This is a genomic window from Novosphingobium sp., from assembly GCF_036820275.1.
Lineage (GTDB): Bacteria > Pseudomonadota > Alphaproteobacteria > Sphingomonadales > Sphingomonadaceae > Novosphingobium.
The window spans coordinates 48,523-60,063 of sequence record NZ_DAISLT010000035.1; the positions used below are offsets into that span (position 1 = coordinate 48,523).

Sequence of the window (11,541 nt, forward strand, 5' to 3'; positions counted from 1 at the left end):
GCACGAAAAAGGCGCCCCCTCGCGAGAGGGAGCGCCCTTGTTTGGCACGAAGCCGGTAGGCTTACGCCTGAACCAGCTTCTTGATTGCGCGCGGGTCGGTGACCAGGCCGTCGTAACGACCAAAGCCCAGGAAACCCACCTGGTCCGACGTGGCGAAACGCTCATCGAGACGCTTCACACCGAATGCCTTGACGTTACGGACCACGTACTTCGAGAAATCGCCGTTGAGCACGGATGCCTTGCCGGTGGCAATCGCGTCCATGTCCTGGTTGATATAGAAACGCTGACCCAGGATCGTGCCTGGTTCGCCTGCCACCATACCGGCCTGCCACAGCGGGCGACCTTCGGCATCCTTCAGGAGACGGATTGCCTTAAGGGTGCTGTCAGCGAACATCCACGAGGCGTTACCGCGATAAGCGGGATCGACAGCGTGCTGAAGCGCGACCAGGTCGTCATATGACATGGCGGTCGCAGCGGCCGAGGTGTGGCCGAGGCTGGCGCCGGTAACGATGCCCTGCGGCTGCGAAACACCAGTACCCTTCGTGAACATTTCGTTGAGGATGCGGCCCAGCGCTTCGGCCATCGAGTCCCGCACAACGGCTTCCGGATTGATCGCAGCGTCCTGAAGCAGTTCGCTCGAAACACGGATCAGGCCCGAGGTGAACTTGTAGGCACCGAGGGTTTTCTGACCGAACGCGACTTCGGTTTCGTTTACTTCCTCGCCTTCGCCGATGATCGAACCCTTCAGGCCGGTGCCGTCGAAAGTCGCGATTGGCAGCGGGTTGCCGGAAGCGGTCGCCAGGTATTTGACCGGGCCGCCGTCGTTCATCGGACCAAATGCCTTCATGGCCTTGATCAGTTCGGGATAAAAACCGGTCGGGACCAGGTAAGCGCCGGATTCGCCGGTTGCTATACCCTGTGCGCGCAATTCGCGGGCATCGACATCACCGCGCAGGTAGCTGCGGAACGTGTCTTCAGCGCTGTCGGCCTTGCGCTCTTCTACCTTGGTAGCTTCGATCGGCAGACGATCGACAGCGGCCTCCCAAGCAGCCTTTCGGGCTTCGATCTTATCGAGGTCAGCGGCGCGGGCTTCGAGACCATCCGCCTCATCAAGCATACGCCGTGCTTCAGCGAGTTTGTCGTCGGTATCGTTTTCCGCGATTACAATCGCGGCCTTGTTAGAAACCTCCAGCGCCTTTGCGCGAAGTTCGGTAGCATTCATTAAAGTATTAGCTCCAAGTCATGAAATGGGTGCGGAGTATTTATCTTCGCGACATCACTTCATGACTTTGGAGGTGTTGTTACTTAATTAGGCGTCGTGTTAGAGTACGCTTCATCAATTCAATGCGCAGATTGTCATTCACTGCTTCTGGATTTTCAATTTCGACTTTCATCTCGACCTTTGCTGCCCGCCAGGATTCCAAGGAACGCATCGCGGCTTCGGTGGCAGGGTATGCGGGGCTGATGACGAAGCTGATTTCGAAGAGATCGACTTCGATCAGCGTGCGCTCGATTGTTCCGTCGTTGAGTTCGCGCCAATTGTCTTCGCGAACTCGGAACCCGAACGACATCCGGAGGTCACCGTCGCGCAAGGCGTCAAACTGCAGTGCGTTCATACGCGTGGTGTCCAGGCTGAACGCCAGACCGTGCTCGTCTTCGGAGAGAACCAGTTTGCCACTGGACGTTGAGCCAAGTGGCTGGTCGTCCCGGTGCGCCCACAACGCGAAAACGTTGGCGTCGCCAGCGGCGGCCTCTTTCAGCGACCGAGCGAACGCACCTGGCGCGATGCGCTCGACGAAACCACCAAGGTCATGGGAATCTGAATTGAAGACGGCGGCGTAACCGGTGGCCTGGCCTGCGTGATCGTCAGTCTTTGCGCGAATTTCGACGCCAGAAAGCGCGAAATGGCGGGTTTCGTTCGTGGCTTCGGTGGTCATGCGACATCCTCTTGTTTTGTTTCGTCGGCCTGGTCGGCCGGATCGTCTTGTGTAGTGTTTGCGGCTGGCGGCGGGGTGGGTTCCGGCTCCTGAAGCTGTCGGGAGAGGGGCACGCTGGCGCCCTGGATGAACAAATTGTCGCCGCCTTCCTTCGCTGGCAGATTCTCGAAGGCGCGGGCTTCATTTGGCGTGAAGATCGCGGCGTTAACGGCCTTCTGCAAACCTTCCATGCGTGCAGAGAAATCGCCGCGAAGCAGGCCCGCCATGCTGAATTCGACGTATCCGGTGTTATTGCGCGGGCCGAACAGCTTCCCGTTCATCTCTTGCTCGATCGCCTTGATCAGCGGGGTGAGGGTTTGCTGCGCAAAGCTGAGGTTCTGTTGCTCGACGTTCGAGTACGTGCCGCCAGACAGGTCGTGCAGGACGGCCGGGGCGACGTTGAAAATCCGCGATGTTTCCGCGAGCATGAACTTGCGTAGGTCGAGCAATTGCGACTTTGCCGGGTCGAGGCCGATCGGGTCGAGGGAGTGTCCGGTCGGCGGAACCAGAATCGATGATTTCGACCGAACGCTATTTTGCAGCGTCTCGTAAATGTTCTCGCCCGCGCGCGCCGCCGCTTGTGGCGACATGGTATCGGCCCTTGAATTCAGCGCGAGGAGGGGCACGCCACCGTTTGCGAAAATCTTGGACGAATACGCCTGTGCCGCGATCATCAATGCAATCGCGTCTCGATTGGTCGTGATCGGGTTGTAATGATCGATGGCGTTCCCGGCTGGACAATGCACCACGTCGATCACTTTTGCGGCATCGTAGGTGACCGTGCCGGTCGATAGTGCGTAGCGGTATGTGCGCTTGACCTTATTCCCTTCAAGCGTCTGTTCGACCGTCAATTTCGACCCGTCCAGCGGGTAGAGGCCGATGACACGACCAGCACCGTTGCGGGAGATAAGAGCCGTGGCACGACCCGCCAGGAGAAGTCGGGAAACCAGCCATTTGAGGAATTCGGTCGCCGTCTGATAGTCGTTCGGGCGGTCGTGAACGATGTAATAGAGGGGGTTTTTGGCGTCTTTTTCCGCGCCGTCCGTGGTGCGTTTGTACAGGTGCAGCGGAAGGGCCGCGATAGTGCCCGAGATCACGTTTACCGCCTGCCAAATGGAAGTGACACCAAGGGCCTTCGCTTCGGTAACCGCTTCGCCGGTCACAGCACCGGGCGCGCTGAACGCCTCACGCCAAGCGGCGGCGTCGGTCAAAGAAACGGTAGGATTTTCGAGGGAGCGCGCTTCCTTCGCTTCGAACAAATTGAACATGCCGATATTTATCTTTTGTCGGCAGATGAACGCGCCTTACTGGCAGATTAGAGCACCGTCATGCGATAGTCCGGGTCTTCCCATGGGGAGATGAAAGTCGCCACCTTACGTTCGCGTGTCTTCAGACCTAACGCCATCGCTAGGGCAACAGCACCGTCGATCTTGTTCCTGGACTTAGCCTTATCGAAAGACCTATTTCCCTTAGAATCGGTCATTACTAGTGCGTTCATCACGCACATCGTCAGTAGCGGGTTACCGTCATGGACAAGCGTTTTCGTCACTATCGCCTCTTCAAACGCGGTGACGGCGGGCGACATATCGACCCATCCCTGACCCCAATCGACTATTCGCAGGGCACCGCTTTGACGCTCGCCCTTCACCGGGAAAAGCCCGATTTCTTCGAGATGGTTCATCAATTCGGCTGTGAAAAACCGGTCATATGCGAGACCGAGGACATCGTATTGCGCGGCGATTTCCGCGATCTTTTCTGCGATCGCGCGCGGCTTGATCATGGCGCCGTGAACGGTGTCGAGCCAACCTGTCTTCGCAAACGCGTCGTATGGCACGCCATCCCGTGTGGCATGTTCGGCAACCAGCGATAGAGGTTTCCAGAACCAGGCTTTCACTCGGGTGATGTCGTCGGCGCTGATCATCAACAGCGCGGTGAGGTCGTCTCGCTTCGACATGTCGAGCGCAAGGTACACCGGCTCGCCAGGCAGGAATGCGACCGGCTTGTTTTCCGACGCCCGCACACTCTTCCATGCCGATTGGCTGATCAGGGTCGAGAATGGGTTTACGCGCTGGTTTAAATAGCGTTGGCGGAAATTCGCCTCTTTCTCCGGTCGGCGCGCCGCTTCTGCCGCAGCATCGGCGATCTGTTTCCGGGGCTTCCATGTGGCGAGCGTGGGGTTGGCCTTCAGCCATTGCGCTTCGTCCAGGATGTCGCAATCTTCATCGGCCGCGTACAAGTGGCAAACTGTGGTCGGATCGAGCTTCTTTCCGTTTTCATCCCGACGAAGGCCATCGTCGATCATGAGCGACAAAGGGTGCAGTGGGTCGTTCGTCTGTGTGGAAATGACCACGGCGAGAGGGCGCGCGCGAAGCTGCTGGCTGTCGTACAACACGTTCCAGAGTTCATCGTCGCTGGCTTCGCCGAATTCGTCGTACACGAAGAAATCAGCGCCTAGACCGTGTTTGCCTTTGTTTGAAGCCGAAAGGGCGCGATAGACCGAGCCGCGACCCCGTGCCCCGCTGGACTTCACCAGAATACGCGATCGGCTTTCGACGATCTTCAAATGACGACGAAGGGTCGGAGCAAACTCCAACATCTTCACCACCATGTCGAAAACGACCTTCGCCTGCTCATGGTCCACGGCAGCGCTGTAAATCTGCGCGTTGGCCTGAGATTCCGGGCCGATCAGGGTCGCCAGCACCAAACCGCCGACTAGCAGCGACTTTCTGTTCTTACGGGCCACGGACAGAACCGCGCGGGATACCACAGGCCGACCGTCTTCCCGGACCGGCTCGTAAATATCCCTGATCCAGTCTATTTCCCACTGGTCGAGCACGATCTTCTGGCCAACGGCGGGACCATCCGGGATCGTTAGCTTTTCAATGAACTCAATGACGCGATCGGCGCGCCCGGTATCGCGCAACATCAGTGAACCAGCGAAGCGAACTCGTCTTCGTCATTGGCCGGGTCGGCTGCGATTTGCTGTCGGGCGATAGGATCGAGACCGAGGCGCTGGCCCAATTCTTTCAGCAATCGGGCCTGATCGGACTGCAACTTGTAGATCGGATTTACGAAAAGCTGACCGGTCGATCCGGGGATCATCGGCTCGAAGTTCTTCGCCGCGATCAGCTTGCTGGCAGTGCGATGATTGGACACGGCCTCACAGTAGGCTGCGAGGATATCGGCATCTGCTGCGGTATAGACCTCCACCGGCATGGAAGCGACCAACCGCATCCAAACATCCTTCGCGGTCTTCGTCATTGCCTTAGGCGGAACCGGCGCGCCGATCGGCTGCGGCTCCTTGTCGTTCAGGCGGCGCTTGCCAGGATTTCCGGATAGGCGTTTGATGTGTGTTGGGATTGCTGTATTGGGCATTGCCCAATATTTAGGCAGCGTGTTAATGACGCGTGGGGGTGCCTATGACTTCGAGTATTTTTCCGTCTCTTGTTATTGCGGCTTTCACGTTTGCTACCGGCTACGGCGACTATACGCCGCACGCGGGCGGAATGGCCGGGCTTACCCGTGACGAAGAGCGATACATTCTGCGCGTAACGCCGCAAATAGATGCTTGTGGCGATCCCCAATGCAAACAACAAACGGCGTTGAAAGCCTTGGAGATCATAAATCTCCGTAGAGCGTTGAATGCCACCTTCGTTGCCCCTGCGCTTTTCGACGCGTTACGAAATCCGTGCGAAAATCTTGATACGGACCTCGACGCGCAACTGGCGTGTTTCAGGCTTCGAAAAGGCATCACCTTCGAAGCTGGTATGAAATTGGCAGGATTTACCCGCGCTGGAATTACCAGAGCGGGTTATTCGCAAATCCGTATCGGCATGCAAATGAAGGAAGTCGAATTCATCCTCGGCGACATGGGAGACGAAGTATCGTACGTGTCGAGTGGCGGCTATTCCACCGGGAGCTATCGTTGGCAAGGAAAGCGCGGGACCATCATCGTGACGTTCAAAGACGATGAAGTCAGCGGCAGGACGCAGGTCGGCGTGTTCTAAAATATCCCGCTGAACTGCGGCCGTTAAAATTTGACTTGGCGGCCGGTCTCCGGCCCGAGGCTCCCAGTGGTCGAACCACCCCCTCCCCGCTGAATGATTGGGCAATCTGGCCATGGCCTGACGATGCCGACACCAGTGAGCCGACTGCAATCGATCTTATTTAGCGTCGCATCGACTTCCACACGCAGTAGGAGTTGATTTTTGAATATCTTCCCATAGGACAGTCGTGCACTGGCGATAACCTGCCACTCACAATGGCTGTTCGACACGGGAAATACTTTTCGTACTTTCCGTATGAACAGCTTCGGGAAATCCTGGCAATCTGGGACTTCTCTTGGTTCACGGCTCCACTGCTAAGGAGTTGTAGGTTGCCAGCGCGATTAGCTATGGAGGTGCTTATGGAAAAGTTTCTTTCCCGCACCGGCCTTGTTGAATGGTTAGGCGCTGCGCTGGCTCTCCTTGAGATCGTCAACGTTAGCATCGATATCTTCAACAAGGTCGTGAACTACAATGGCCATACAGTTTCACAATTACGCATACTCATATGTCCGGAATGGGAAGCGAGTATTTGCCCCGAGTGAGATAGGCGCAAAAATCGGCGTGGATGTTAAGACGCAGGTGGAATCAGCGTACGAATTTGATAGCTTCGTCTATCATTTACGGAAGAGCGGCGGGCACGTCGCGGCGCTCCACCATCACCGGCAGCACCATTATTTCGCCCGCGCCGATCTCTCGGATTTTTTCTACAGCATAGCTCGCAACAGAGTTCAGCGGGCATTGGCGGAAATTGGGATCGCAAGGGCCCGTCACTACGCGAAGTGGTCGTGCGTCAAGAACCCACTGGATGGCCCAAGTTACGCCCTACCATACGGCTTCAAACAATCGCCCATTCTCGCCACCCTGGTTCTTCTCACCTCAGGCGTGGGCGCCTATTTGCGGGAACTCGACGCCTCCAGTTCGGTAGCCGTGTCGATGTACGTCGATGACATCTCTTTATCATCGGATGACGAAAAGGCCCTCAGCGAGGCGTTCGGCATCCTCAAAGAGAAAATCGCTGAGGCAAACTTTCAAATCAGCCCTTTGAAAATCCGCGAACCAGCAACCGGAATAGACCTCTTCAATTGCGACCTAAGGAACGGTAGCACGTTTGTCCGGCCGTCGCGGATTGAGCATTTTTATTCCGAAGAACGATCGGAATTGTCAGTGATGGGATTTGAAAATTATCGCGCCAGCGTCTCTGAGGGAAACTCTCCGTAGCCGCTACGCGGAATTCGGGTGGTTCGGGTCGATCGGGTAGCCGTCCAGGTCCACGGCACCATGATAGCCGCCCTGCTCTTCACGCTGCTTCACCGCCGAGTGGCATGAATGGCAGAGGGGCTGAAGCTCACCGGCGAACAGGTCCAGGTCGCCACGATGCGGCACGATGTGGTCGGCCACCGTGGCGGCGCTCACGCGACCTATCGCCATGCAGTACCGGCAGAGCGGTTCCGCCCGCAGGAGGGCCAACCTCCGCTCGCGCCATGCTTTCGTGTTGTAAAGCCGACGATAGACCTTCGCTTCATCGGATCGATCGTCTCGCCTCACAGGTTGTCGCCACCGGGCAGACCAGGGAGAACGGGCGGCGGCACGTAGTGCAGATGGCAATAGTCGATCAGGCTCTCGGCCATGGCGTAGATGCTTGCGACCGCCTTGTCGGGGCTCATACCTGGCGACCACGAATTGATGTGCCGATGGATGATCTGCGCGACGTCCTCGCGAGATGGCGCCTTCATGGCTTCTCCTTCCGGGATTTGCGCACTGCACCGATCGTGAACGCCGTAGTCCACCCAGCGATGGTGAGCATGCTTGTCGCGGTCAGGGCGCACGCTACATCTAGGGCGATAGGCACGATCGGCATAAGCGACAGGAAGCCAGCCGCGCCGAAGACCAAACCGTTCACGATGGAGACGGCCTTAATGATGTCATTCGTCATCGCCGAGTTCATCCACCATCATGGCGAAGCGGGCTTGAACCCGCTGGAAATCGAGAACGTAAGCCTCGGTCGCGTTGGCGTAGAAGCGTCCATCACGGCGCTCAGCAAGAAGGAATAGGAAATCGGCTTCCTGTTTGGGAAGGAGCGTGGTGCGACCATCGAACACATCGAGGCACCAGAGCTTCGCGGACATGCTGATCTGTCCGTCTTCGTCATAGAGATGATCCATGACGATATTTATCTTTCGCGACAGACAGGCTGCTGTGCAGCGCGGGCGAAACCAACGAAATTCGCGTATCGATCGGCTGCCCTGGCGGCGATCGTGATCTCGACGGCCTTGTGCGATGTGTCCGACCTATCCGTATTTATTGAATCGGAAACCTGAAATGCATTAAGGCCCGCGCGATTGGGGCATACGATCAGGGGCATTATGAAAACCATCAGCATCGCTGCGGCCATGGTCGCTATGACTGTATCACAGACCGTGTCGGCGGAGGTCCCGAACTCGCTCGGGCTGATCGTCGAGAATCTCACCGAGGGCGAAACCTCGTGCGGTGTGACAACCGAGGGTCTCAAGGCGGCCACGTTTTCGGCGATGCGCTACAACCGCATCGAGATGATCCAGTCCGGAAAGCCGTTCGCGTACATATCGGTCAACACGCTGCACTTTCCTGACGGCCTATGTGTGGCCAGCTACAACGTCAGCATCCGACAATGGCAATACGCCACACCAGTTGGCACCGACAAAGCGATCATGGCCAGCACAACGTTTTGCGAGAAAGGTGGAATGATATCCCGGATGCGAAACGCGGGCACCGCGATCAATGACGCCATCAAATCGTCGTTCGATCGTTGCATCGCAGATATGGTCGATTGACCGGATCGTCGGCCTACCCCACCGACGATCAATCACGGTTTTCTGCGGCATTGACGCATGTTTTCCGCAGATGGTCACATTTTTTGGACACATCCAACGCGGATTTCGTCACGCGAAGTCGTCGGGAGACCCAACTAACTGTGGATCGCCATCTGGTTCGGGCTGATGAGCGGTCGATCGCCAAAATCGGCGCGAGAAAGTTCCCAAAACGGTAACTTTTCGCTTGTTCCCATATCGGGAACTCGCTATAAGGGGGTCATGAGGTGTTCACGGCCTCGCAACCGCCAGCCCGAAGGGGTTTCATGAGGGTAATATCTCGCTCAACGCTTACCGAGTTTTACAAGAAACATCCAGAAACAAAGGCCTCGATAGAACACTGGTACGGCATCACAAGCCGGGCCAAATGGAATACCCCCGCTGACGCAGTTCAAGATTTCCGAAAAGCGAAAATCCTAGACGGCGAGCGGGTTCGATACGAAATCTCAGGCGGGAACTACCGTTTGGTTGTGATGTTCAGATGGAAACGACAAATCGCCTACATTCGTTTCATCGGAACTCACAAGGAATACGATAAGATCGATCCGATGACGATCTGAAATACCACGGTCCGGCGCTAAGCCGGACCATTTTACAACCGACCATACGCACAACTACAAACACAACATCTACCCCAAGCCCAAGACCACCTGCCCACCCAATAGTCTATCAACATCTTGCTTTTTGAATTGATCTCGAAATTGCGCAGACCGATCTCAGGCATTACGATAGGCTTAGTATACTGGAGCCCATGCGCGTGGACATCCACCCTATTCATCCCATCCGCACCGATGCGGATCACGCAGCCGCAATGGCGGAAATCGATCGCCTCTGGAAATTTCCAGAAGGTTCCCCGGAAGAGGATCGGCTTGATGTCCTGGTGACACTGGTCGAGGCATACGAGCGTGAACGCTGGCCAATCGACAGCCCCGATCCCGTCGCCACCATTGAGGCGGCAATGGAAGCTCAGGGTCATACACAAAATGACCTTGCGAAATTGCTGGGCAAATCACGAGCATCCGAGGTGCTGGCGCGCAAGCGTTCGCTCAGCCTCAAGATGATCAGAGCGCTCGAAGCGACGTGGCATATTCCCGCCACGCTATTGGTGAAGGATTATCCTCTCCAATCCTAAGATTGGTCGCATCGCTGATGCCGGAACAAAAAAGGCCACCCGATTGGGTGGCCTTTTCCGTTTAGAGAGATTTTTAAATGGAGAAACCCAATCGATCGGAATCAATGGAAAGCCATCCTGCTTAAATGATGGCAATCCCGACCGGCGAGTATCACCTCTATTTATACGGATCGCCAGTTCTGTCGTCCATTTCTTTTTGAGGCGGCCGATGCGGTTTTGTTGGGCTTGTCATGGCGCGAGCAATTAAATTGTTGGGAATCACATCTTCATTAAGATCAATCCCTGGAGGTTTGGGTGGGGATGAATATCTACCCCTTAGGGGGATATTCACCCCAACCTCCCCGCAAACCGTAGCGCACCGTAGCGCACCGCAACGCAGCAGAAAACCGCCATTTTTTTCGAACCGTAGCGCACCGGAGCGCAACCGCAGCGCAAATGAAATCGAACCGAAGCGCAACCGTAGCGCAGAAAAAACGGCTGATTTCCGCCATTCTTGCGCTACGGTGCGCTACGGTTCACCCGATTTTCTCGAACCGCAGCGCAAATTGCGTGGAACAATCGGAGAATGGCGGAAATCAGCCATTTCTTCCTCGTGGAACAATTTCGAACCGCAACGCACCGTCACGCACGAATGAATTAGGCAAAATCGCAACGACCGTGCTATCAATACTTTATCAGAAACGGCACACGAAAGTTTCGTCGATGATAAATACTTTCGAGTGCCATGGACGACCAACCATTGGCGGTGCAGAGATAAATAATGACGTGGATTGAGTGATTAGCTACACTCCTCCCAATTCGTTCCCTCAATAAGCACCCATGGTTTGGTCGCCATGGGTGCTTTTCTATTTGAGGAACGACATGACCAACCTATCCGACCAGATTGCAGCCGCATGCGCTGCGAATGAAATTAATCTCGACCCAACTTCCGAAATTTCTGACCTCCTGTCCAGCCTGATCACCGCCGAAGATGCGTGGTCGATGGACATCCCCGAGCGTGAATGGATCGTCCAAGGACTGATCCCATCGGGCACCTTGACGTTGCTCACCGGCGCCGGTGGCGAAGGTAAGACACTATTGGCGCAGCAGATTGCGACCGCAGTTTCCGCTGGGACGCACATTTTCGGAATGGCAACAACACGCACCCCCGTGATCGGCCTCTACAGTGAGGACGACACAAACGAATTGACGCGTCGCCAACAGGCCATCCTCCGCGTTGATGGCGTCGATCCGGCCGAAGCGCGTGACTATCATTATCGCAGCCTGATCGGCGAGGACACTAGCCTCGGATCGTTCGATAATGGCAAGAATTTCCGTCCCTCGGCGTTGCTTCAGAAAATCCGCGCAACCGCGCTCCACCTTGGTTGTCGGTTCATCGTGCTCGACAACGTCACACAGATGTTTTCGGGAGATTTCAACGATCGCACACCGGTGACGGCATTCCTTCGCGCTCTATCCAATCTCGCATCCGAAATTAATGGTGCCGTCCTATTGCTGGGACACGTCGCGAAATCCGCAGGATCGACTTACCCCGGTTCCGC

16 protein-coding genes are annotated in these 11,541 nt (G+C 56.2%); 7 read left to right on the forward strand and 9 right to left on the reverse strand.

Annotated elements, in window-relative coordinates; translation table 11 throughout:
- Positions 1-61: 61 nt before the first annotated feature.
- The 5 genes from V7066_RS21820 to V7066_RS21840 form a co-directional block, all read right to left on the reverse strand.
- The gene (locus V7066_RS21820) at positions 62-1,222 is read right to left on the reverse strand and encodes a phage major capsid protein (RefSeq protein WP_334185093.1); all 1,161 of its coding nucleotides are present in this window, start codon (positions 1,220-1,222) and stop codon (positions 62-64) included.
- A gap of 79 nt (positions 1,223-1,301) precedes the next feature.
- Entirely contained in the window at positions 1,302-1,937 is a 636-nt protein-coding gene (locus V7066_RS21825) for an HK97 family phage prohead protease (RefSeq protein ID WP_334185094.1), read from the reverse strand.
- Positions 1,934-3,244, reverse strand: coding sequence for a phage portal protein (locus V7066_RS21830; protein WP_334185095.1), 1,311 nt, complete (start codon positions 3,242-3,244; stop codon positions 1,934-1,936). The genes V7066_RS21825 and V7066_RS21830 overlap by 4 nt, the downstream gene beginning before the upstream one ends.
- 47 nt (positions 3,245-3,291) lie before the next feature.
- Positions 3,292-4,902 carry a terminase large subunit gene (locus V7066_RS21835; RefSeq protein WP_334185096.1) on the reverse strand — a complete coding sequence of 537 codons (1,611 nt, stop codon included), beginning with the start codon at positions 4,900-4,902 and terminating at the stop codon, positions 3,292-3,294.
- Positions 4,902-5,351, reverse strand: a complete 450-nt coding sequence (locus V7066_RS21840; protein ID WP_334185097.1) for a phage terminase small subunit P27 family — start codon at positions 5,349-5,351, stop codon at positions 4,902-4,904. Before V7066_RS21840 ends, V7066_RS21835 begins: the two co-directional genes overlap by 1 nt.
- A 44-nt stretch (positions 5,352-5,395) precedes the next feature.
- Between V7066_RS21840 and V7066_RS21845 the strand changes: the two genes are divergently transcribed.
- From V7066_RS21845 to V7066_RS21855, 3 genes are all read left to right on the forward strand, one after another.
- Complete coding sequence (locus tag V7066_RS21845) at positions 5,396-5,983, forward strand: hypothetical protein (RefSeq protein WP_334185098.1); 588 nt, start codon at positions 5,396-5,398, stop codon at positions 5,981-5,983.
- Positions 5,984-6,381: 398 nt separating this feature from the next.
- On the forward strand, positions 6,382-6,564 hold the full coding sequence (locus V7066_RS21850; protein WP_334185099.1) for a hypothetical protein: 183 nt from the start codon (positions 6,382-6,384) through the stop codon (positions 6,562-6,564).
- Positions 6,565-6,583: 19 nt separating this feature from the next.
- Positions 6,584-7,240 (forward strand): reverse transcriptase domain-containing protein, encoded by a 657-nt coding sequence (locus V7066_RS21855; protein ID WP_334185100.1) that lies wholly within the window; start codon positions 6,584-6,586, stop codon positions 7,238-7,240.
- Between the two features lie 3 nt (positions 7,241-7,243).
- Here the strand turns inward: V7066_RS21855 and V7066_RS21860 are convergent, their stop codons facing one another.
- From V7066_RS21860 to V7066_RS21875, 4 genes are all read right to left on the reverse strand, one after another.
- The gene (locus V7066_RS21860) at positions 7,244-7,450 is read right to left on the reverse strand and encodes a hypothetical protein (protein ID WP_334185101.1); all 207 of its coding nucleotides are present in this window, start codon (positions 7,448-7,450) and stop codon (positions 7,244-7,246) included.
- A 113-nt stretch (positions 7,451-7,563) separates the two neighbouring features.
- Entirely contained in the window at positions 7,564-7,755 is a 192-nt protein-coding gene (locus V7066_RS21865) for a hypothetical protein (RefSeq protein ID WP_334185102.1), read from the reverse strand.
- Complete coding sequence (locus V7066_RS21870) at positions 7,752-7,955, reverse strand: hypothetical protein (protein WP_334185103.1); 204 nt, start codon at positions 7,953-7,955, stop codon at positions 7,752-7,754. The genes V7066_RS21865 and V7066_RS21870 overlap by 4 nt, the downstream gene beginning before the upstream one ends.
- Positions 7,945-8,184: a hypothetical protein gene (locus V7066_RS21875; protein ID WP_334185104.1), complete on the reverse strand. Its 240-nt coding sequence runs from the start codon at positions 8,182-8,184 to the stop codon at positions 7,945-7,947. Before V7066_RS21875 ends, V7066_RS21870 begins: the two co-directional genes overlap by 11 nt.
- A gap of 201 nt (positions 8,185-8,385) precedes the next feature.
- On the opposite strand from V7066_RS21875, the gene V7066_RS21880 reads away from it, so the two are divergent.
- The 4 genes from V7066_RS21880 to V7066_RS21895 all read left to right on the forward strand — a co-directional run.
- On the forward strand, positions 8,386-8,832 hold the full coding sequence (locus tag V7066_RS21880; protein WP_334185105.1) for a hypothetical protein: 447 nt from the start codon (positions 8,386-8,388) through the stop codon (positions 8,830-8,832).
- Positions 8,833-9,134: 302 nt separating this feature from the next.
- Entirely contained in the window at positions 9,135-9,428 is a 294-nt protein-coding gene (locus V7066_RS21885) for a type II toxin-antitoxin system HigB family toxin (protein WP_334185106.1), read from the forward strand.
- Between the two features lie 191 nt (positions 9,429-9,619).
- A complete protein-coding gene (locus V7066_RS21890) occupies positions 9,620-10,000 on the forward strand; it encodes a helix-turn-helix domain-containing protein (RefSeq protein WP_334185107.1) in 381 nt (126 codons plus the stop codon).
- Between the two features lie 861 nt (positions 10,001-10,861).
- The coding region (locus tag V7066_RS21895; protein ID WP_334185108.1) for an AAA family ATPase at positions 10,862-11,541 on the forward strand (680 nt) is incomplete at its 3' end.